At 50.2% G+C, this 22,592-nt stretch carries 20 protein-coding genes; 15 read left to right on the top strand and 5 right to left on the bottom strand.

Features of this window, described 5'->3' with window-relative positions; all coding sequences use genetic code 11:
* The first annotated feature begins 5 nt into the window (after positions 1–5).
* The 7 genes from DCW36_RS07045 to recJ all read left to right on the top strand — a co-directional run bounded on the left by DCW36_RS07045 (position 6) and on the right by recJ (position 9,995).
* Positions 6–1,235 (top strand): hypothetical protein, encoded by a 1,230-nt coding sequence (locus DCW36_RS07045; RefSeq protein WP_240676084.1) that lies wholly within the window; start codon positions 6–8, stop codon positions 1,233–1,235.
* Positions 1,236–1,391: 156 nt separating this feature from the next.
* Positions 1,392–1,928, top strand: a complete 537-nt coding sequence (gene lptC, locus DCW36_RS07040) for an LPS export ABC transporter periplasmic protein LptC (RefSeq protein ID WP_114777631.1) — start codon at positions 1,392–1,394, stop codon at positions 1,926–1,928.
* Positions 1,925–2,098, top strand: coding sequence for a hypothetical protein (locus DCW36_RS22510; protein WP_164891049.1), 174 nt, complete (start codon positions 1,925–1,927; stop codon positions 2,096–2,098). The genes lptC and DCW36_RS22510 overlap by 4 nt, the downstream gene beginning before the upstream one ends.
* A gap of 18 nt (positions 2,099–2,116) precedes the next feature.
* Positions 2,117–3,412: a hemolysin family protein gene (locus DCW36_RS07035; protein WP_114777630.1), complete on the top strand. Its 1,296-nt coding sequence runs from the start codon at positions 2,117–2,119 to the stop codon at positions 3,410–3,412.
* 217 nt (positions 3,413–3,629) lie between these two features.
* Positions 3,630–5,735, top strand: a complete 2,106-nt coding sequence (locus tag DCW36_RS07030) for a peptidylprolyl isomerase (protein WP_114777629.1) — start codon at positions 3,630–3,632, stop codon at positions 5,733–5,735.
* Between the two features lie 475 nt (positions 5,736–6,210).
* Positions 6,211–8,028 carry a tetratricopeptide repeat protein gene (locus tag DCW36_RS07025; RefSeq protein ID WP_114777628.1) on the top strand — a complete coding sequence of 606 codons (1,818 nt, stop codon included), beginning with the start codon at positions 6,211–6,213 and terminating at the stop codon, positions 8,026–8,028.
* 257 nt (positions 8,029–8,285) lie between these two features.
* Positions 8,286–9,995, top strand: a complete 1,710-nt coding sequence (gene recJ / locus DCW36_RS07020; protein ID WP_114777627.1) for a single-stranded-DNA-specific exonuclease RecJ — start codon at positions 8,286–8,288, stop codon at positions 9,993–9,995.
* A 57-nt stretch (positions 9,996–10,052) separates the two neighbouring features.
* Here recJ and DCW36_RS07015 read toward each other — a convergent pair whose 3' ends face one another.
* Positions 10,053–10,865: a glycoside hydrolase family 25 protein gene (locus DCW36_RS07015; RefSeq protein ID WP_114777626.1), complete on the bottom strand. Its 813-nt coding sequence runs from the start codon at positions 10,863–10,865 to the stop codon at positions 10,053–10,055.
* A 209-nt stretch (positions 10,866–11,074) separates the two neighbouring features.
* On the opposite strand from DCW36_RS07015, the gene lptB reads away from it, so the two are divergent.
* The 6 genes from lptB to DCW36_RS06985 all read left to right on the top strand — a co-directional run bounded on the left by lptB (position 11,075) and on the right by DCW36_RS06985 (position 16,787).
* Entirely contained in the window at positions 11,075–11,806 is a 732-nt protein-coding gene (lptB, locus tag DCW36_RS07010) for an LPS export ABC transporter ATP-binding protein (protein WP_114777745.1), read from the top strand.
* Positions 11,807–11,926: 120 nt separating this feature from the next.
* A complete protein-coding gene (locus DCW36_RS07005; RefSeq protein ID WP_114777625.1) occupies positions 11,927–12,334 on the top strand; it encodes a hypothetical protein in 408 nt (135 codons plus the stop codon).
* A gap of 91 nt (positions 12,335–12,425) precedes the next feature.
* Positions 12,426–12,731: a DUF4160 domain-containing protein gene (locus DCW36_RS07000; RefSeq protein WP_114777624.1), complete on the top strand. Its 306-nt coding sequence runs from the start codon at positions 12,426–12,428 to the stop codon at positions 12,729–12,731.
* Positions 12,732–12,733: 2 nt separating this feature from the next.
* Entirely contained in the window at positions 12,734–12,976 is a 243-nt protein-coding gene (locus tag DCW36_RS23020) for a DUF2442 domain-containing protein (RefSeq protein WP_114777623.1), read from the top strand.
* Positions 12,977–13,165: 189 nt separating this feature from the next.
* A complete protein-coding gene (locus tag DCW36_RS06990; RefSeq protein ID WP_114777622.1) occupies positions 13,166–14,650 on the top strand; it encodes a GH3 auxin-responsive promoter family protein in 1,485 nt (494 codons plus the stop codon).
* 400 nt (positions 14,651–15,050) lie between these two features.
* Positions 15,051–16,787: a zinc metalloprotease gene (locus DCW36_RS06985; RefSeq protein WP_114777621.1), complete on the top strand. Its 1,737-nt coding sequence runs from the start codon at positions 15,051–15,053 to the stop codon at positions 16,785–16,787.
* A 32-nt stretch (positions 16,788–16,819) separates the two neighbouring features.
* On the opposite strand, the gene DCW36_RS06980 is transcribed toward DCW36_RS06985, so the two are convergent.
* From DCW36_RS06980 to gltX, 3 genes are all read right to left on the bottom strand, one after another.
* Complete coding sequence (locus DCW36_RS06980) at positions 16,820–17,587, bottom strand: TIGR00266 family protein (RefSeq protein WP_114777620.1); 768 nt, start codon at positions 17,585–17,587, stop codon at positions 16,820–16,822.
* 428 nt (positions 17,588–18,015) lie between these two features.
* A complete protein-coding gene (locus DCW36_RS06975) occupies positions 18,016–18,405 on the bottom strand; it encodes a hypothetical protein (RefSeq protein WP_114777619.1) in 390 nt (129 codons plus the stop codon).
* Positions 18,406–18,600: 195 nt separating this feature from the next.
* Positions 18,601–20,142 carry a glutamate--tRNA ligase gene (gene gltX, locus DCW36_RS06970; RefSeq protein ID WP_114777618.1) on the bottom strand — a complete coding sequence of 514 codons (1,542 nt, stop codon included), beginning with the start codon at positions 20,140–20,142 and terminating at the stop codon, positions 18,601–18,603.
* A 181-nt stretch (positions 20,143–20,323) separates the two neighbouring features.
* Here gltX and DCW36_RS06965 point away from each other — a divergent pair, with 181 nt between their 5' ends.
* A complete protein-coding gene (locus tag DCW36_RS06965) occupies positions 20,324–21,346 on the top strand; it encodes a YihY/virulence factor BrkB family protein (protein WP_114777617.1) in 1,023 nt (340 codons plus the stop codon).
* Positions 21,347–21,446: 100 nt separating this feature from the next.
* On the opposite strand, the gene DCW36_RS06960 is transcribed toward DCW36_RS06965, so the two are convergent.
* A complete protein-coding gene (locus DCW36_RS06960; RefSeq protein WP_114777616.1) occupies positions 21,447–21,827 on the bottom strand; it encodes a RidA family protein in 381 nt (126 codons plus the stop codon).
* A 45-nt stretch (positions 21,828–21,872) separates the two neighbouring features.
* Between DCW36_RS06960 and DCW36_RS06955 the strand changes: the two genes are divergently transcribed.
* Positions 21,873–22,550 (top strand): 3-hydroxyacyl-CoA dehydrogenase family protein, encoded by a 678-nt coding sequence (locus tag DCW36_RS06955; protein WP_114777615.1) that lies wholly within the window; start codon positions 21,873–21,875, stop codon positions 22,548–22,550.
* Positions 22,551–22,592 lie beyond the last annotated feature (42 nt).

Raw genomic sequence — 22,592 nt, 5'->3', positions numbered from 1 at the left:
AAAACATGGCTAATTCTCCCTATTCCCGCTTCGGGTTGGGAGAGCTGAACACCAATCTGGGCACAATTCGCGCAGCAGGCATGGCCGATGTAGCGGTAAGTGCAGCCAATGGCTTTCAGTCGAACATGGCCAATCCCTCCCTGCTCGTTTATAACACCACCACTGTTTTTGATATTGGCATTGCAGGCCAGGTGAAGAACCTTAAAAATGCGAGCCAGTCGCAGACCGATGCCAACGCAAACCTGTCGTACCTGGTGCTGGGTGTGCCGATCGGCAAGAAATGGTCTGCTGCGCTGGCCCTGAGGCCCTTCAGCACGGTCGACTACGAGATAAACTCATTAACTCCCCTGCAAAACAGACCGGCAGGATCGGATGCTACCGTGCTTAACAGTTATAACGGCGAAGGCGGCATATCAGAACTTTATTTCGGTCATGGTGTGCGGCTGGCAGAGGGCTTAAGCATTGGCGCCAGCGGCTCTTACCTTTTCGGCACCATCACCAAAGAAGCCTCTTCGTATGTTATAGATACCTCGCTGGTGGCAGATAACCAGGATTTTGTGGTTTACAGCGAGCGCACCAAGTACAACGATTTCCTGTTCAGAACCGGCGCAAGTTACCGACGAAAATTAACGAACAAGTTGTTCATGGGAGCAGGGGCCGTTTATAGTTTCCAAACAAATCTTAGCGGCGACCGCAAAGCCGCTTTCGAGCGCCGTTCCGTTTTTGCATCAACCCAGCAGGAAACTATACTGGGCGACAGTACTTCAGGCGCTGCGTCGCTGCCTTCCAGCCTGCGTGCCGGCCTGAGTATCGACAATGGCGACAACCTGTCTGTAAGTGCCGAGTTTTACTCGCAGCAAATGTCGAAGTTTACCAGCTTCAATGGTTCCAGCGAACTGGCAGACAGCTACAGCATTGCACTTGGAGGCGAGTATACGCCGGACCCGGTTTCTATCAGCAGCTATCTGAAGCGTGTAACCTACCGGGCAGGGGTGAAGTACGGCAATACGCCTTATATAGTAAATGGCGAGCAGTTAAAAGATATGGCAATTACCTGGGGAGCCACCTTCCCGCTTGGTCAGTCTACCATGTACGAACTGTACCAGCTGAATACTGCCTTTTCTGTGGGCCGCCGTGGCACTACCGCCAATGGCCTGATCCAGGAAACCTACTTTCAGTTCAGCGCAGGCTTTACCATCAACAGCAGGTGGTTCCTGAAGCGCCGACTGGAATAGGCTGCTTTTGTAAAAGATATTTTAACAAGAATAAAAAGGCCGTTGTAGAAGCGGCTTTTTTTGTGGCTATTAAAGAAGCGGGCTATACCTGTTGCACATAATGTTATAAAAGCATAAAATTTAGTAATTTCACCTGAACAAGAAGCTGTACAAGTTATGCGGAAAGCATGGATAATAGGACTGATCTTACTGGTTGTCGCTGCTGCCGGTTGCGGTAAAGACCTGAAAGATCCTGACCAGGAAGTAAAATACACGGGTCCCCTGCGCGAAACCTCCGATGTGGTAACGCTCTACAGCGATTCGGCCAAGCTGCTTATCAAGATGACGGCTCCGGTGCAGCAGGATTTTGAAAACGGCAACGCCGTGTTTCCCAAAGGCATTTACATCGAGTTTTACGACGAATTAGGTAATATTAATTCGACCCTGAAAGCGAACTACGGCAAACAGGACCGGAACCAGAACCTCTACCACGTGCGGGGAAATGTAGTAATCAACAACCGCAAAAAGAATGAGAAGATTGAAACCGAAGAACTTTTCTGGAACAGGAGCCGCGACAAGATCTACAACGAGAAGTTTGTTAAAATAACCACCGAGAAAGAAATTATTACCGGCTACGGCCTCAGGACGAACCAGGATTTCTCGCCTTACAGCCTGAAGCGCCTGACCGGAGAGTTTGAATTAGAGGAAGAATGAACCAAAAACTGCTAACAACCATTTTATTATCATTATCCTTTGTAGCAGGCGTAATCGGGCTGCACCGGAGCATTTCAGAGTCCGATGTAGCCGGTAACTACTGGATTTTTATGGTGTCGCTGGTGTTTTACCTGCTGTACCGTTACAAAAAGAAAAGTGGCAGCGCCTGAAACATGTATTAATTCTAAATGATAGACCCGAGTCAGATCCTATTACTGTTTATCGCTTTGCTTTTATCTGCCTTCTTTTCAGGCATAGAGATCGCCTTTATGTCTGCAAACAGGATACAGATAGAACTGATCGAAAAGAACGGTGTGCTGTCGGGGCGTATCCTGGGCTTTCTGCTCCGGAACCCGTCGCGCCTGATGGGGACCACCCTGATCGGGAATACGCTTGCCCTGGTGCTCTACGGCTTTGTGATAGCCGGCGTACTCAATAACCTACTGTGGCATTACCTGCCGGAGGTGCTGCAGTTCGATGCGCTTGTACTGGTACTGCAGATCCTGATTGCTTCGGTGGTGGTGCTGCTAACGGCGGAGTACATCCCACGCAGCCTGTTTGTGATCAACTCCAACCGAATGCTGGAGGCGCTTGCCATCCCGATTCTGCTCTTTTATTACCTGCTCTACCCTGTGGTGTACCTGATTGTGCGCCTGAGCAAATGGGTAGCCGAGAAGGTGCTTAAAACAGAATTTTCAGAAGAGAAACCGGTTTTTGGTGTTACCGATGTAAACGCCTATATCAAAAGCAGGCTTTACCATCCTGAAAATGAGGATGCCCCGGAAGTGGATGCCAAGATTTTCCACAATGCCCTAGACTTTAGAACGGTGCGGGTGCGGGAGTGTATGGTGCCGCGAACCGAAGTAGAAGCAGTGGAACTGAACGCCCCGATAGCGGAACTACGGGAGGCCTTTATCAGTACCGGGCATTCCAAAATCCTCATCTACGACGATACCATCGATAACATTGTAGGCTACTGCCACCAACTCGATATGTTTAAGCGCCCGGCTACGATAGCCGAAATTCTGGCGCCGGTGAGCCTGGTGCCGGAAAATATGCTGGCCAGCGAGGTGTTTGTGCGCTTCGTGTCGGAGCGCCGTACGGTGGCGGTAGTGGTAGATGAGTTTGGCGGAACTTCGGGCATTGTAACAGTAGAAGACATTATAGAAGAAATTGTCGGGGAGATACACGATGAGTTCGACGAGGACTCGCTGCTGGAGCATGTGTTCCAGGAGCAGGGGCAGTACTTTCTGAGCGGGCGCCACGAAATAGATTACCTGAACGATAAATACAAGCTCGACATTCCGGAAGGCGACTATGAAACGCTCGGAGGCTTTGTGCTTTCAGTGCTGGGGGAGATTCCGAAGCAGGGCGATGTAATAAAAGTAAAACCGTTCACCATCTCGGTACTCTCCATGGATGAGAACCGGATAAATGTGGTAAAGCTGGTAAAAACCAAAGAGGTGCCGAAAGAATCAGAATAATAAAAATCGGGCCGGGTGCAGGCGACGTTTATAAGCGCCAAGGCAGGCTTCTTCAGCAGCTTTGAGGGCGAGATAAAAGCGAACGTACGTTATTGCAGCGTGTCTTTTCTGCACGAAAGAATAAAGTCTGAATAAGCGCCAAACAGAGCCCGACAAAATTTTGAATTTTAGCACGTTTAACCTTATTTTGCAAATCCTTTATTAAGTAGTATATAAAATGGCATTAATTAACAAGATTAGAGAGAAGTCTGGATGGGCAATTGGCTTTATAGCCATAGGGCTTGGTATTTTCGTAGTGGGCGGTGACCTGCTTGGCCCCAATTCACGGCTTCTGGGCAATGACCAGAACGTTGTAGGCGAGGTAGCTGGCGAGGAAATCACTTACCAGGAGTTTGATGCTGTTTTCCAGCAGATCAAAGCCAATTATGAAAACCAGTCGGGCCGCGCCGCCACCGAAAACGAGCTGGCGATGATCCGTGAGCAGGCCTGGAACAATCTGATCTACAAAATTGCGCTTCAGAAAGAATACGACAGGCTCGGTATTACAGTAACAGAAGAAGAACTGTACGACATGGTGCAGGGGAACAACATCCATCCTTCTGTAAAGCAGGCCTTCACAAACCCGCAGACAGGCGAGTTTGATGTGAACTTTGTAAAGCAGTACCTGCAGAACCTGGACCAGACCGGAGCACGCCCCATGTGGACAGCTTTTGAGCAGAACCTGGTAGAAAGCCGTATCCAGAGCAAATACACCAACCTGTTCACCAAGTCGGTATACATCACCTCTGCTGAGGCAAAAGATTACTACAAAGCGCAGAATGCACGGGCAAACATCAAAACCCTGTTTGTGCCTTATTCGGCTATTCCGGATTCTGCTGTTAAGCCAACAGATGCACAGCTGAAGGATTATTATGAGCGTAACAAGGAATCGTATAAAGTAGAAGCCGGTCGCTCTATTGAATATGTAACCGTACCTGTTACGGCTTCGGGAGATGACAGTACCTATTATCAGAACGAAATTGCTACGTACAAAGACCAGTTTGCCACTACTGACAACGACTCTGCTTTTGTAAACGCAAATTCAGATATGGCTTACAGCGGCGATTACAAAACAGTAGCCGATCTGCCGGAGCAACTCCGCAACCAGCTGCCCTTGGAAGAAGGTAAAGTTTACGGGCCATACAACGAGAACGGGACCCTGGGCCTTTACAAAGTAGTTGATGCCAAAGAAGGCACTACCAGTGTGGCACGTGCCAGCCACATCCTTATCAGGCCGGAAAACGATACGCCGGAGGCAAAAGCTGCTGCTAAGGCAAAAGCCAATGATGTGCTGGCGCAGATTAAGAATGGCGCTGACTTTGCGCAGATGGCTGCCCAGTACGGAACAGACGGAACGGCATCGGTTGGTGGTGATCTGGGCTGGTTCCCGGAAGGCCGCATGGTGCCAGCATTCGAGAAAGCCGTGTTCGGCGCCTCTTCAGAAGGCTTACTGCCTAACCCGGTAGAAACAGATTACGGCTATCACATCATTAAAATAACTGCTCCAAAAACAAAGCAGACCTATAAAGTTGCCGCTATTCACCGCACCTTTACGCCAAGCGACGCCAGCCGCGATGCCGCCTACAGCATAGCCGACGAGTTGTCTGGCACAAGTGGCAGCCTGGAAGAGTTCAGAGAAAACGCAGCAAAAAATCCTGCTCTTGTAAAAGAGGAAGCCGCAAACATTGGTAAAAACCAGATCCTGGTAAACAACCTGACCAATGCCCGCGAGCTGGTACGCTGGACGTATGCAAAAGACACCGAGATAGGCGATGTATCTCCTGTGTTCGAAATCAACGACCAGTTTGTAGTAGCTGTTGTGACCGGCACACGCGAAAAAGGATATGCTTCTGTCGAAAACATCAAAGAAGAGTTAACTGCTGCTGTTCGTAACGAGCTGAAAGCAAAGCAGATTATGGAGAAGCTGAAAGGCGCAAGCGGTACGCTGGATGCGATTGCAACTAAATACGGCCCGCAAGCTTCTGTAAAAACAGCTGAAGCTGTTACCTTAGCCTCTGCTACCATCCAGGGTGTAGGTTTCGAGCCTGCTGCAGTAGGCCGCGCTTTTGGCCTGAAGCAGGGAACCCGCTCAGCGCCAATAGAAGGCCAGAACGGTGTGCTGATGGTGGAACTGGTAGAACTGGTGCAGGCACCTGAAATCCAGGACCTGTCGGAAGTGAAAAAGCAACTGGCTACCCAGCGCGCTTCCCGTAACGAATCGAATGTTTACGAAGCCATAAAAGACAAAGCGGAAGTGGAAGATAACCGTGTGAAATTCTTCTAATTCAACCAAAGTCCTAAAACTAAAAGAGCCACTCTGCACGGGGTGGCTCTTTTAGTTTTAGGTGCTGGTTTGCAGGAGCAGCGGCTGTGGTGGCAGCTGCAGAAAGCTTTTTCAGGGGTTTTATGCCAACTAGTATTTAGTTACTTCCATAGTAGTTCCCTTTTTTGTCATCCCCGTAGGGGGGCTTGTGGGAAAACTGCAGGAACGCTTACTATAGGAAGTAATACAACGGAAGGTGCTTTTTACTCGTTGGTTTTAGCAGCTATTTTGCTTTGCTGCGCCTGCCACCACAGCCTCTGCAGCAGAAGCTACCGGCAACAGATTGCTTTGTACTAAAACATGCTAACTTCGTATGTATCATCAGTGCGCAGCATTCAAGCACCTGGACTACCGTTCTGTCTTACATTCGCAACTTTGCCAAATTTTTTGCCTGAAAGAAATATCAGAATAACCGGGCAAGCGTTCTATTATCACTATGCAGTTAAAAATTTATCTAAGTTTGATTCTGTCGCTGCTGCTGCTAACCGTGGCTCCGGCAGCACGGGCGCAGGCGCAGGAACTGGAGCTGGCGCGTGAATATTTCCATAAAGGCGATTTTGCCAAGGCAGAGGGCATTTATAGCAAGCTGATAGACAACCAGCGGCTGTTTAGCATGGTGTACCCGGAGTACCTGAAAACGCTGCTGGCGCAGCACAACTACAAAGACGCCGAGAAGCTGGTAAAGAAAACCATCAAGCGCCATCCTAACTCACCATTCTATGCCGTAGACCTGGGCATCGTGTACCAGGAAGCCGGCGATAAAGCAGCAGCCGACAAATATTACGAAAAGCTGATAAGCCAGCTGAAGCCGGAAGAGGTAATAGCCCTGGCCAGCGCGTTTATGCAGAACAACCTGCTAGACCAGGCCGAGAAAACCTTTTTAAAGGGCCGTGAGCTGAGCAATAATCCCCTGGAGCACAACCGTCAGCTGATCGCCCTCTATGCTCACCGGCAAAAGAAGAACAACCTGATAACCGAGGTCCTGACGCTGCTGGAGAGCAACGAAAACGAACTGCCTTACGTGCAGAACATACTACAGAACAGCCTCCGCGACGAAGAAGCCTTCGATGCCCTCGAAAAAGAACTGATCCTGAAAGTGCAGCAGCACCCGGACAAGCTGGCCTTTAACGAACTGCTGATCTGGCTCTACATCCAGCGCAAAGATTTTTACAGCGCCCTATTGCAGGCCCGTGCCGTAGACAAGCGCACGCGCAGCGGTGGCAGCCGCGTGATGGAGTTGGGCGCCATCAGTGCCAAGAACAAAGACTATCAGGGGGCCATCGAGGCGTTCGAGTATATTGTAAAGGAATACCCGGAGGGGCCTTTCTACCTGTCGGCGCGGCAGCGGCTGATAAATGCACGCGAGGAGCAGGTAGAGAATACGTTCCCGGTAGATATAACCAAGATACAGGCCCTGATCGCCGATTATGAAGGCCTGCTGGCTGAAGTAGGCCGCAATGCCAGCACCGTGGAGGCGCTGCAGCACATGGCGGAGCTGTATGCCTTTTACCTCGACGAAAAAGACAAAGCCATTGCCCTGCTGCAGGAAGCCATTGCCATGCCTCGCGCCAACCCGGATTTGGTGGCCGATAGCAAGCTTACCTTAGGCGATATTTACCTGCTGAAGGGAGAGCCCTGGGAGTCGACGCTGCTGTACTCGCAGGTAGAGAAGTCGCACAAGGACACGCCGGTAGGGCACGAGGCCAAGCTACGTAACGCCCGGCTCAACTACTACAAAGGTGATTTCGAACTGGCACAGGCGCACCTCGACATCCTGAAGCTGGCCACCAGCCGCGAAATAGCCAACGATGCCATGGACCTGAGCCTGCTCATTACCGACAACACCGGCCTCGACACCTCGTCTACGGCCATGGAGGAATATGCCGCCATCGACCTGCTGGTGTTCCAGAACAAGCTTCCGGAAGCGCTGAAACAGCTCGACGGCATGCTGCAAAAGTACAGGGGCCATAGCCTGACAGACGAAATCTATTTTCAGAAAGCGAAAATTTACGAGCGCATGGGCAATTTTGAGCAGGCCGTAACGAACCTGGAAAAAATTGTGAGCAGCCCCAAAACCGACATCCTGAGCGACGATGCCTTGTACAAAATGGCCTTTATTTATGAAGAGAACCTGCAGGACACCGGGAAGGCAAAGCAACTATACAATGACCTGCTGGTAAAGCACCCGGGCAGCATTTATGTGGCGGAGGCACGAAAGCGTTTCCGCAAGCTGCGTGGCGACACAGTAAATTAAGCGGTGTTGTTATATTAGCTGAAGAAGATAAAGAGGATGAGCAGGAAAATAATGAAGAAACCGTACATCACTAAATCCAGCGAATAATCTTTCCACTTTTTATAGAACTCTCTGAATCGTTTCATGTTAAACTCTGTTGTGCTTTTACAAAAATACGAATTTATAACGGAAGGTGTGTGCGGCGGCAGCGATAGGTACCTATAATCCTGCTAATTTGACTACCTTTGCAGCAGCAACAGAGAAGCGTAGCGAAGACTATGGAGAAAAGATGGGAATTTAAGCAGGAGGCATCGCCGGAAGCAGTTGAACGTCTGGCAGAAAGCCTGAAGATCAGCTCCACCCTTGCCAGCATCCTGTGCCAGCGCGACCTCTGCACCTTCGACGATGCCCGGCATTTCTTCCGTCCTTCACTAGATCATTTACACGATCCTTTCCTGATGAAAGACATGGATCGTGCCGTTAACCGCCTGAACGAGGCCCTGCACAACGCCGAAAAAATCCTGGTTTACGGCGACTACGACGTAGACGGCACCACCTCCGTGGCCCTCATGTACGGCTTCCTGCGTAATCATACCGAACACATCGAGTACTACATCCCCGACAGGTACAAGGAAGGCTATGGCGTGTCTACACAAGGCATCGATTATGCGGCTGCACACGGCTTTAAGCTCATCATCAGCCTGGACTGTGGCATAAAATCGGCCGACAAGGTAGCCTATGCTGCTTCGCTCGGTATTGATTTTGTTATCTGCGACCACCATTTGCCCGACGAAGACATCCCCAAGGCCGTAGCAGTGCTCGACCCCAAACGCCCGGACTGCCAGTATCCTTACAAAGAACTCTCGGGCTGTGGCGTTGGCTTTAAGCTGCTACAGGCCTTCTGCATGCAGAACGACATTGCGCAGGAAGAGGTGTTCAGGCAACTGGACCTGGTGGTGGTAAGCATTGCTTCTGATATTGTACCCATCACCGGCGAAAACCGGATACTGGCTTACTTTGGCCTGCGCTACATCAACAGCCCGAGGCCCATGCGCCCGGGGCTGGCGGCGCTGAAAGAGCTGGCCGCTATTACCGGTGAAATGGATATTTCGAGCATCGTATTTGGCTTTGCGCCGCGCATTAATGCGGCAGGCCGGATGGGCGATGCCAAGCGGTCAGTGCGTATGCTGCTGGCCAACTCAAAAGAAGAGGCTTTCGAGGTAGCCGATGTTATCAACGAATCGAACAAGGAGCGGCGCAGCAAAGATACCAACATCACCAAAGAGGCGCTGCAGATGATAGAGGAAGACGATTTCCTCCGCTCGGCCAACTCTACGGTACTCTACAAGGAGTCGTGGCACAAAGGCGTAATCGGCATCGTCGCCTCCCGGTGCATCGAAAAATATTACCGCCCAACCATCATCCTGACGCAGTCTAATGGCAAAGCTTCGGGCTCGGCCCGCTCGGTGCATGGCTTTAACGTACACCATGCCATCGAAAGCTGCTCCGACCTGCTCGACCAGTTCGGGGGTCACATGTACGCCGCCGGCCTGACCTTGCCTGTTGAGAATATTCCTGCCTTTAGGGAGCGCTTTGAGGAGGTGGTCGCCAAAACTATTACCGAAGAGCAGAAAATACCCCAGATTGAGATAGACGCCAAAATTAAGATCAGCCAGATCACGCGGAACTTCTATAAGATCATCAATCAGATGGAGCCCTTTGGCCCGGGAAACATGCGTCCTGTGTTTATGTCGGAGTGCGTGTACGATACGGGGGCTGTGCGGGTGGTAGGTACTACGCATTTAAAGCTGAGCCTCACGCAGGACGGCTACCACACCATCGACGCCATCGGCTTTGGCCTTGGCGATTTTTACAACGCCATCTCCAAAGGGCTTCCGTTTGATGTGTGCTATACCATCGAAGAAAATGTGTTCCGGGGCGTATCGTCGCTGCAACTGAGCATCAAAGATATCCGGATGAGGAAGTAAGGAGCAGCAAATAATTTTTTTCTGCAGCCACAGTCACCATCGCCTTTCCTGCACCTGTTAAGGCAGCGGGAGCATGCTTTTAAAGCGGAACAGCGGCGTGTTATCGGTATGCGGCAGCTCGGGCAGGCAAAGCGCATGCAGCGTCTCCCAGTCGCCGGTAAAAGTGTTCAGATCCACGTCTGCTTTTATCCCCGGAATCCGGCCCCTGTCAGAGAACTGCCAGAAGAGCCATTTGTCAGATTCATGTATCTGCGGTTCTGCGCTGCTGTAGCGGGCAATCCAGAAAAAGTATTCATTGAAGTGGCCTTTCAGCCAGCGGCGGTAAAAGCTTTGGTTGGTGTAAATGATAGGCCGGAACCCATAGTGGTTTTCGATGGTCTCCAGCCAGGTGCGTACATTCTGCCGGAATTCCGCGGCATCCATCCCCGGAACAGAAGCCTCCACATCCAGTACCGGCGGCAAATCGCCTGCCTCCAGCCACACGGTGCTTTTAAATAGCGCTGCCTGCTCCAGCGGAGGAGCATCGGCCAGGAAATAGTGGTACGCGCCACGCTTGATGCCCACCCGCTTGGTCTCTTCCCAGTTCCGGAAAAAGAAAGGGTCCTGCCGTACGTCGCCCTGCGTTGCCTTTACAAAAGCAAAGGTGATTTCTGCTTCCTTTACCTGTTGCCAGTCTACATGCAGTTGCCACCGCGACACATCAATGCCTCTTAACGTAGCAGCTTTCGGGGCCGCAGCAGCAATGGGCGTGGGATCGTTAGTTACGGCCGCATCGGTAGAATCATTCAGCACACTGGCAAAATTCACCAGCAGCAACAAACTGGCAGAAATCAGCTTCTGGCAGGACAAAAAGTAAAAAGCGGAAAACATAAACAGGATAACTTATCGATGCACAAACTAGCAAAATTTGGGGCAAGAACCAAATGTATGCCAATAGCATAAATATATTTTAATATTTAACTTCACCGGGGAGAGGTTTACAGAGAAAGGTGGTAGTGCTGTGGCCTGGTGGCACGGTTGTAGCTATTAAGGTCTGGCCTGCATTGCAGTGCGTACGTATATTGACTAACTTTAAGGCGATGATACTAAGAGCTGAACACCTGTACAAAAAATATAAATCGCGCGCCGTGGTAAACGACGTAAGCGTGGAAGTGAACCAAGGCGAGATTGTTGGTTTACTGGGTCCGAACGGAGCCGGAAAAACTACTTCGTTCTACATGATCGTGGGACTTGTGAAGCCAAACCAGGGCCGCATTTACCTCGATTCTGAAGATATTACCAACCTGCCCATGTACCAGCGGGCCAAGCGCGGGGTAGGATACCTGGCGCAGGAGGCATCGGTGTTCCGGCAGCTGACCGTGGAGGAAAACATACTGGCCGTGCTGGAGATGACGAACAAAACCAAGGAGGAGCAGCACGAGAAGGTAGAGGAGTTGCTGGAAGAATTCTCGCTCACACACGTGCGTAAAAACAAAGGCATCGTGCTGTCAGGAGGCGAACGACGACGAACCGAGATCGCCCGCGCCCTGGCCGTTGATCCGAAATTCGTGCTGCTCGACGAGCCCTTTGCCGGGGTAGACCCCATTGCCGTGGAAGAGATACAGTCGATCGTGGCGCAGCTGAAGAAAAAGAATATCGGCATCCTGATCACCGACCACAACGTAAACGAAACCCTTTCCATAACCGACCGGGCCTACCTGCTGTTCGAAGGCAAAATCCTGAAATCAGGCACTGCCGAAGACCTGGCCTCTGATGAGCAGGTGCGGCGCGTGTACCTGGGCAAACACTTCGAGCTGAAACGGAAGATTTAGGAATCCAATTGTTGGATAGCAGTATCGAAAACAGAAAGGAAGATACTGTATACATAGTGCAGATAAGCATATGTTTTGGGAGGTGTTACTGCTATCTGTTAGTTACCTTTGATAATAATTATGAAAGAAAGCAACTCAGGACTTCTGATTCCATTCACAGCTTTATATGCATTGGGAATTTTGGGATTTAGCATCATTGTTCCTGTATTTGCAATGGCCGCTCATCCTTTTGAAAACCTTGATTTTGACTTTCAAGTCGTTCTTCTGATATCGTTAGCTATAATGCCAATGACAGCTATACTTCTGTTTAGAGCCTTCTTAGGTGCAGAAGTAAAACTAAAAAGCAGTTCTTTGCTCCTGACTCTACTAAGTATAATTACTCTTATTTTCAGTTACTACTTTTATGAAGCTGTGACCGATGAATATGCTGAAGAAATAGCAATGTTTCATTTCATACCTTTAGTTGGGTTGGTAACTACAGTTATTGTGGCAACTGGTATAATGAAATTAAAAAATAACCTTAGGTAACCACACCTTTACCGTAGCTACGCCACGGCAAAGCCCAGTACGTTGATATATTAATTACAAAAAGTAATTTTTTACTTTAAAGAAATTACTTATGCCAAAGCTTTATGAATATTTCGGGCTAATCATTTTATTTTATTCAAATGAGCATGAACCTATCCATGTTCATGGCAAGTATCAAGGGCGGGAAAGCAAAGCTGAAATAATTTATGAGAATGGAGAATTTAAAGAAGTTCGAATATCAGAAGTGAAAGGTAAAGAACCTCTCGACAGTAAAAATGAAAAAAGGCTAAGGAAGTTAGTTGAGCACTTTAGGGAAGATATTGTAAAGAAATGGGTAGACTTCTTCGTATATAATAAAGAAGTAAAATCTGAAGTAATCACTAAAAAGATTGATTAAGCATGGTCGTTTCAATTGACAAAGCTGTATATCTGGACGGATATAAAATAAAATTTGATTTCTCCGATGGTGTTAGCCAGACCGTCGACTTCGAAAGCTTCTTAAAATCAGCGAAGAATCCGATGACTAAAAAGTATCTTGATAAGGAAGAATTCAAAAGCTTCAGTATTGAATATGGGGATATTGTCTGGAATGACTATGAGTTGTGTTTCCCCATATGGGACTTACATGAAGGAAATATATAGAATAACATGGACCAGCCACTGCCATGACTTTCGCTTCGCTTCAACCACCTCACTAAAAGCAATTTCAATATGTGCCTAAAATGTGCTAAAGCAGCCAAAACAATTATTTGCCGGCTTAAGTACACAAACACCAGTTTAACCATTTAGCAATCAAACTTGGAAATAATAAATTCAATAGTAACCTGGGTAATGAAGAAGCGGATCCACCAGATCGATCTGTTTAGGAAGTACCCGCACGAAGTGCAGGAGGAGTTGTTCCAGAACCTGATCAGCACGGCTAAAAACACGGAGTGGGGCAAAAAGTACGGGTATGCCGACATCAAGTCTGTGCGGGAGTACCAGGAGCGGGTGCCGGTTTCGGCGTACGAAGACCTCTTTCCTTACATAGAGCGGGTGATGAAGGGGGAACAGAACATCCTGTGGCCAAGCGAGATTGAATGGTTTGCCAAGTCGTCGGGTACCACCAACGCCCGCAGCAAGTATATCCCGGTAAGCCCCGAGGCGCTGGAAGAATGTCACTACAAAGGAGGTAAAGACATGCTCTCCATCTACGTCAACCTGTACCCCGATACCAAACTGTTCTCCGGTAAAGGCCTTTCGATAGGCGGGAGCCATCGGCCCAACGAACTGAATTCCAAAACTTCCTGCGGCGATGTGTCGGCGGTGATCATGCAGAACCTGCCCATCTGGGCCGAAGCCATGCGCACGCCGCCGCTGAAAGTAGCGCTGATGGATAACTGGGAGGAGAAGATCGCCAAAATGGTGGAGCTAACGGTGCAGGAGAACGTAACAAGCATGTCGGGTGTGCCTACCTGGACTTATGTGCTCCTGAAGCGGATACTGGAAACGACCGGCAAGAGCAACATCCTGGAGGTGTGGCCAAACCTGGAACTGTTCACGCACGGAGCCGTAGCGTTTGGACCGTACCGGCAGCTTTTCCGGGAGCTCATCCCATCCGATAAAATGAATTACCTGGAGGTATACAACGCCTCCGAAGGCTTCTTTGGCATACAGGACCAACGCGGCACCGAAGACGAAATGCTCCTCATGCTGGATTACGGCGTATACTACGAGTTCATCCCTATGGACCAGTTCGATGCCGAAAATCCTAAAACGCTGACGCTGGACCAGGTGGAACTGGGGAAAAACTATGCCCTCGTTATCTCAACCAACGCCGGCTTGTGGCGCTACAAAATCGGCGATACCGTCCGGTTTACCAGCCTGAGCCCGTATCGCATCAAAATTTCGGGCCGCACCAAGCACTTTATCAATGCCTTCGGCGAAGAAGTGATTGTGGAGAATGCAGAAGAAGCCGTTACCAAAGCCTGCCAAGCCACTGGCGCCATTATCACCAATTTCACAGCTGCTCCCGTGTACATGGAGAGCGGCAAGCGCGGTGGGCACGAATGGCTTATCGAGTTCGGGAAAGAACCAAATAACCTGCAGCAGTTCACGCAGGTACTCGACGAAACCCTGCGCGAAATCAATTCCGACTACGACGCCAAACGTCACAAAGACATTGCCTTGCAGGCGCCCATCGTACATGCTGCCCCCGAAGGTACCTTCCTGAACTGGCTCAGCAGTAAAGGCAAAATGGGCGGCCAGAACAAAGTGCCCCGCCTCAGCAACAGCCGCGAATACCTGGAGGAGATTATGCAGGTAAACGGGTTGTAAGCTTGCAGCATTTCATCACGCGAGCGCCTTGGCAATACACACGCTGAGGCGCTTTTCTTTTTATACGGCTAATCCGGTGCAGGATAAGGGCGTTTCATTCTAGCGGATTCTCCCCTTGAGGGGAGCGAGAGGGGTGTTTACAGCTGCGAATAAACTCTGAGAACATAATTTTAGACGTTTTACCTCCGAGCTTTACACCCCTATAATCCCCTCAAGGGGATAGTCTCGGAGAATCAAACAGCAGCTACGTTGCAGGGTGCGTATTACTGGCAGGAGCGCAACGGGCATGCTTTTTGAGTTTACACAGTTAGTTGAGGAAAGGCCGCTGTGCCAGCTGTCTGTTTTAGTTAATCAGGATCGCCTGACTCAGAAAAAGATTGCATCTGGAAAATGTTTGATCATGAAAAAACTTATCCTGTTTCTGCTGCTTTGTTTCAGTACCTATTCCCTTACCGCACAGGTTGCCCCACCGGCTTACAGCCATTGCCGCCAAACCGGGACTGCTTACAACTTTTACAGAGATCTGAAAAACTGGGTACCCAAAGGAGGTGACTTCCCGCTGCACAATGCGCCCATCAAAACCATTGAACTGAATTTCAATATTTTTCAGCCTGCAAACGGGCAGGGTAATTTTCAGGAGTCAGACAAAGAGCACCTGCTAAGCTGGATTACCCGCTTAAACCAGATATTCGGCGATGTTATAGCCCCCACCGATCCCATACCTGGGTTTCCTGCTGCTTTGCCAGACAACGACACCCGTTTCCGGTTCGACCTGGGGTCACCGGGGCAGGAGCGCATTTATTTTTACCAGGACGATGCACTCTACCAAAGTTGTGATGCCAAAAAGCTGATGGATAAAGTTAAAGCCACTGATCCGGAACGCACCAGGCAGCTGAATATCTTGTTTACAGACGGTTCTTACCAGGTAAAGCTGAGCAAGATAAACGTTACAAACGGTGGTTCAGGCTACACAGCGGAGGCTCCTCCTGCAGTCACCATTTCCTCTCCTGTTCCTGCGTATGGTGCAACAGCTAAGGCTGTAGTGGTAGATGGGCAGGTGACGGAAATACAGGTGTTAAGCCCGGGAATGTTTAATCATCCTGTTGCGACTGTTGCCATAGAAGGCGGAGGAGGTAGTGGTGCGACGGCAGAAGCTGTGTTAACAACGGGAGCAAACGGCTTTACAAGTTTCGACTTTCTGCCGACTGACGATGCTTATGCCGTAATGCTGAAGCATCACGCGGGCTATCGCTCCGTCACGGTACTGGCACACGAACTGGGGCATATTTTAGAGTTGGATCATACGTTCAGCGGCAGGCACTGCTATCCGCCCGATTACCTGGAAGATATCTATGGCAGTGCCGGAAACAGCAATTGTCCGCACCTGAACCAGGGTTGGGTGGTCGCGGCAGGTGCATCTGCTACCGATAAAATAACGAACAACTTAATGTCTTTCGGTCCGGATAACTACACTTACATTTCGCCTATGCAGGCAGGCGTGATGCATCGTGCTTCCGTGATGGGCAGTGTGCAGAAGTACATTCAGGAAGCCTATGCTCCGGTACCGTATAGCATTACAAAAGAAGAAAGCTGGAGCTTCCGGATGCGCATGTACCAGGATATTGTGGTGGAGCAGGGAGGCTCGCTGCACCTGACCTGTAGCCTGGCAATGCCTTTGCAAGCGGGCATAACCGTTAACGCTGGTGGGAAACTGGTGCTGGATGGGGGGCAGGTGCAGCCGTTTACGGCTCAGCCGTGGCAGGGCATCGCGGTAAACGATGGCGGCGTGCTCGAACTCCGAAACGCAAACGTGGCAAACTATACCATCACTGTAAATAAAGGCGGTACGTTGGTCGTACCGGACAGTGCCTTGGTGACTTTGTATGACAGCGGGCGTATCTCGGTGCAGAAAGGCGGCTACATCAGCATCAGCAACAGTGCCCGGCTCACGCTCCAGGACGAGCACAGTGTGATTAACCTGCACAAAGGCAGGCGGTTCGGCGTAAATACTGCTGTTCTGCCCAAACCTGCTGACTACATTTCCTCCGCCCGTGCCATCTCCTTCGAGGGGAATGGCAAAGTAAACAGTCGCTCCCGCCACATCCGGGAGGACAGGCTGTGGCGGGAGACACTTTAATGCACCTGCTGGTGCTGTTGCTTCTAAAGCTGCTACTCCAGGAAAGAGCTCATAAAGCCGCCTTCCTTGTTCTGGTTCTCGCCCTGCGGCATCAGTGCCTCAATCAGCTTCTTCACCGGCATAGACTGCAGCCACACCCGGCCCGTGCCGCGTAGCGTAGCCAGGAAAAGTCCTTCCCCGCCAAATATCATGGATTTCAACCCGCCGGCGCGTTGCACACTGAAATCAATACCTGGTTCAAAGGCAACTACACAGCCCGTGTCTACGCGGAGCGTCTGGTTGTTGAGTTGCTTTTCTACAATAGTGCCGCCCGCGTGGATAAAGGCCAGTCCGTCGCCGGACAGCTTCTGCAGGATGAAACCTTCGCCGCCAAACAGGCCCGAACCGAGCTTCTGGTTAAAATGCATGGTTACTTTCGTGCCCAGCGCTGCTGCCAGAAACGCATCTTTCTGCACAATCAGGCTGTTGGTGTATACTTCCTTCAGGTCGATGGGCAGGATGGTACCCGGGTACGGAGCTGAAAAGGCCACGCGGCTCTTGCCATAGCCCCGGTGCGTAAAGTGCGTCATAAACAGCGACTCGCCGGTAATCAGGCGACTGCCAACGGAGGCCAGCTTGCCAAAAAAGCCCTGGTTCGGGTTGGAGCCATCGCCCATCTTCGTCTGGAAATCGATGCCTTCTTCCATGTACACCATGGCGCCTGCTTCGGCAATTACTGTTTCGTTTGGGTCCAGCTCAATCTCCAGCACCTGTATGTCGTTGCCAAAAATTTTGTAGTCGATTTCGTGTGAGTTTCTCATAGTTCTGTTGATAGAAAGGTTGTAAGAGCAAAATACATTTATTGAAGAAAGGGGGCAAGTTTTGTAGCTGGTAAATTATACCAAATAGTAAAAAGGATCTTCCATTACACGACCTCCAGTAGCTAGCTTGATTGCAGTTTGGGGTAGGGGCCCAATTTAAAGCCCACAAGGTCCCTACAGGGATGACAAAGGAGGAGTAGTTTTATGGAACTGAGTAAATACTGTTTGGTATAAACCGCTTGCTATCCGGTACTAAAACATCCGTGTCATCCTTTAATCCGGTAAATCTGTGGTCCAAAAAAGTCTGCTGCAGCTGCCACCACAGCCGCTGCTCCTAAGGCCTGGAAACAGAAAAGGATGAAAGACCTGGTTCCAGTCGTTCATCCTTTTCCCGTTGGAGGTGCTATTCCTTTTTCTCAGGCGCTTTGTTATTTCAGATCGTCATCGTCTTCATCATCGAGCTCATCGTCGTCATCATCGTCATCGTCGCCCTTTTTTCGCTTCTTTTTGATAGGAAGATCATCTTCATCGTCAGAAACAGCATTTGTATTCTTTACAAAATCTTCATCTGTCTCTTCTACTTCTTCTGTCTCCTCTATATGATAAGCCTCTTCTTCCTCCCGTTTTGCTTTCTCAGCCGCATCGCGCTTCATGAGCTTTTTGTCTTCCACGTTTTTGTTCAGGAACTCATTTATTTTATCGATGCTGTAGTTCGTGATGATCTCGCCTTGCGGGTTTACCTTTATTTCGAAGCCTTCCAAATCTTTGTGTACTTTGGGCTTTTTGGAGCTTTTTCCTTCTTTTTTATTCTTAGCCATAGTTCTCTTTATTTGTATGCTACCTAGTTATAAGGAAAAAGCACGAAATAAGTTGCGGCGTTGAACTGCTAATGCCCTGTCTGATGTGGCACAGCGGCTGTGGTGGTAGCTGCAGAGAACTTTTTTATGGCTTGTAAAAGCAAAAAAGGCTAACCCGTTTCCCGGATCAGCCTTTCCTGAATAGTAAGCGATAGCTTATGCTGTCGCGTATTGACTTAACTTTTCGATGGCTGTTCCGATACGCGAAACAGTTTCTTCCTTGCCAATTACTTCGATGATCTGCATCAGGTCCGGACCAGCTTCGGCGCCTGTTACAGCTAAACGAAGCGCCTGCATTACCTGACCAATTTTCATGTTGTGGCGCTCCAGGATGCCCAGCAGCAGTTCTTTTACGCTGTCGGCATTGAAGTTCTGCAGCGCTGGCAGCTCGTTTTTAAAATCTTCGAATACGGCCACGGCCTGGCTGTTCCATTTTTTGGTTGCTACCTTCTCGTTATACTCCGTTGGCGCCACAAAGAAATAAGACGCCTCGCGCCAGAACTCCTGCGGGAAGCTTACACGTTCTTTCATCAGACCGGCAATCTTTTCTGCTTTTTCCTGGGTGCAGGAAATGTTGTGCTCCTCCAGGGCAGCCAGCAGGTACTTTGCCAGCTCGGCATCGGGTTTGGCGCGCAGGTACTGCTCATTAAACCAACGGGCTTTCTGAATATCGAAACGGGTACCGGACTTGCCGATACGTTCAATGGTAAACTCATCGGCCAGCTCATCCATGGTAAACAGCTCCTGCTGCGTGCCCGGGTTCCAGCCCAGGAAAGCGAGGAAGTTCACAAAAGCTTCCGGCAAATAGCCGCTCTCGCGGTAGCCGCTCGACACTTCGCCTGTAAACGGATCGGTCCAGCGCAGCGGGAACACCGGGAAACCCAGTTTGTCGCCGTCGCGCTTGCTCAGTTTGCCGTTGCCGTCGGGCTTGAGGAGCAGGGGCAGGTGCGCAAACTCGGGCATGGTGTCTTCCCAGCCCAGGTAGCGGTACAGCAGCACATGCAGCGGCGCCGATGGCAGCCATTCCTCACCCCGGATCACGTGCGTGATCTGCATCAGGTGGTCGTCTACGATATTGGCCAGGTGGTACGTCGGCATGCCGTCCGATTTCATCAGCACTTTGTCGTCGATGGCAGAAGAGTGTACCATTACCCAACCCCGGATCAGGTCTTTCAGGCGGATTTCCTCTTTGCGCGGCACCTTCAGGCGGATCACATACGGCGCTCCCGAATCCAGGAGCTGCTTCACCTCGTCCTCGGGCAGGGTGAGGGAGTTGCGCATGGTGTTGCGGGTGATGGAGTTGTACTGTGGCGTAGCTACTTTGGCCGCTTTCAGGCGCTCCCGCATGGCATCCAGCTCCTCCGCTGTATCGAAAGCATAGTAGGCGTGGCCGCTCTCAATCAGTTGCATGGCATACTGCATGTACATGGGCTTGCGCTCCGACTGGCGGTACGGCGCATAGGGTCCACCCACCACCGGACTCTCATCCAGCTCAATGCCGCACCACTTCAGCGACTCCAGAATATAATCTTCAGCACCGGGCACAAAGCGGTTCTGGTCTGTATCCTCGATGCGTAAAATCATTTTACCGCCCACTTTTTTGGCAAGCAGGTAGTTGTATAAGGCAGTGCGAACGCCGCCAATATGGAGAGGCCCGGTCGGGCTCGGGGCAAAGCGTACTCTAACTTCTCTTTCCATGAATGGTTATCTGAACAAAGCTTTTCTAATTCTGCCCTAAAGTTACAAAATAATGTTACGTTTCCGTAATTGCAGCGTGTGGCATTCTGGTAAAGCCTGTGCAGAAGGCAGTACAGGTACAAACATAATCAGCGGATTTCGTATCTGTCAAAGTACACCTGTGTATAAAAAGCTGCCGTTAATGCCCATCAAGCACGTACATACTACCATCTGGCTCCTGCTAAAGGAAACATCCATGGAGTTTGTGGATAACAACTCTTTCCAGAAAGGTGCTGCCCTGGCGTATTATACCATCTTTGCGTTGCCTCCCATGCTGATCATCATTATTAATGCGGCAGGTTATGTTTTTGGAGAGCGGGCCGTTTCCGGCGAAATTTACTACCAGATTAAAGAAATGATAGGCTCGGAAGGAGCCTACGAGGTGCAGAAAATGGTGGAGAACGTGAACTACTTCACCGACATGAACTTTGCCACCATAGTTGGGGTAGTAATGCTGTTTGTGGCGGCGACCGGTGTTTTTATTTCGCTGCAGGATTCCTTAAACGAAATATGGTGCGTGCGGCCAAACCCGAAACGCGCCTACCTGAAGCTCCTGTTCGACCGTGTGCTTTCGTTCGGGATGATCCTGGCGATGGCGATTCTCCTGCTCGTGTCGTTGCTGGCCAACACCCTGCTGGTGGTGGTAGGCGATTACCTGACGGTGCGCTTTTCGGGTTGGGTGGTGTATGTGCTGCATGGCGCCAACTTCCTGCTCAACCTGGTAATTATCTCGTTCATGTTTGCCAGTATTTACAAGTACCTGCCCGATGCCAAAATAAAGTGGCGCGATGTGTGGGTGGGGGCGCTGGTAACGGCACTGCTTTTTTCCCTGGCTAGGGTCATTATCGGGATGTACCTGGGCAAAAGCGATGTGGGGTCTATTTATGGGGCGGCGGGCTCCGTAATCGTTATCCTGACCTGGGTGTTTTTTACTTCGCAGATCATTTTTTTCGGAGCAGTTTTTACGTTTGTCTATTCCCGTAAGTACGGGCACAACATTTATCCTTCCGATTACGCCGTGCGGTTTGTACGGCAGGAGATGGAGGTAGGGCATACGGCCGTAAACGCAGAACCCGGCAAACACGACAAAGAAGTCTACGGCGACGAGGAAGCTACAGAAGGGCTACCGGCGGCAGGCAGTTCCTCGTCGGGAGAAAACATTTGAGGCGCAGGAACAGCATCTGGAGTGGCTGACGGGTTACAAACAGCGCAGCATGCCTGCGGAATGTTGCAGGTGCTGCTGCGCTGTTTAGCACTGTAGCTACCTATTTCGCAGCGATACAGGAGATTTCTACGTTTACATCTTTGGGCAGACGGCTCACCTCTACTGTTTCGCGGGCAGGCGGGTTGCTGGTAAAGTAGCTGCCGTAGGTGGTGTTGATTCGTCCGAAATTATTTAAGTCTTTTACAAAGATGCTGCACTTCAGCACATGCTCAAAACCAAGACCGGCCTCTTCTAAAATGGCTTTCAGGTTTTTCATAACCTGGTGCGTTTCGGTTTCGATGTCCGCGTTCACTAAGTCGCCGCTTTGCGGATCAAGGGCTATCTGACCGGAAACATAAAGAACACCGTTAGCCATGGTTGCCTGGCTATAAGGCCCGATAGGAGCAGGAGCGTTAGATGAGTTGATGATGGTATGTGCCATAATGTATAGTTTGTTTTGAATCTTTCATCCCAAAAGTACAGAAATATGCGGATAGTTGTTTTGGCGCCACCTGAAATGGCTGCAGAATTCAAAGCTAAGTTTGCTGACAAGGAAGCCGGGCTACAGCCAGTTTATCTGCAAAAGCACGGGGAACTTCCGCCACACCTGGAGCAGACGGATGTGGTATTCGATTTCTTGCTGACAGAGAATCCTGAGCAGCTTCGGGTGTATGCCGGCTACAGTCACCTCACGGTTTTCGTGAATGCCGTGCTGGTACAACTCGCTTCGGTAGCTGCTGCGCAGGATTTCTCCTGCACCTTGTTTGGCTTCAATGGCCTGCCTACGCTTTTCAACCGTCCGGTGTTAGAGGTGAGCCTGCTTTACGCTGCCGATGAGGAGGAACTTGGGACAATATGTAAGCAGTTGGGTACTGACATTTTACTGGTTGAGGACCGGGTAGGAATGGTGACGCCCCGTATTATTTGTATGATCATCAACGAGGCCTGTTACACTGTGCAGGAAAAAACCGCAAGCAGCTCCCACGTAGATTTAAGCATGAAACTCGGCACAAATTATCCGAAGGGGCCTTTTGAGTGGGCAAACCAACTGGGCTTGCAAACGGTTTGTAAAGTACTGGAGGCGGTGTACAACGACACTCGGGAAGAGCGCTACAAAATTTGTCCGCTGCTAAAGACAAAGGCCCTGAAGTCGGAGACTTTTTAACTGCATGTTTTGCGCCGCTTCTCCGTTTGGAATGTTTCTGCA

Origin of the sequence: Botryobacter ruber (assembly GCF_003347595.2) — a bacterium.
Taxonomy (GTDB): Bacteria; Bacteroidota; Bacteroidia; order Cytophagales; family Hymenobacteraceae; genus Pontibacter; species Pontibacter ruber_A.
Note: the sequence above shows the minus strand (reverse complement) of the source record. Positions and strands in the feature narration are given on the sequence as shown.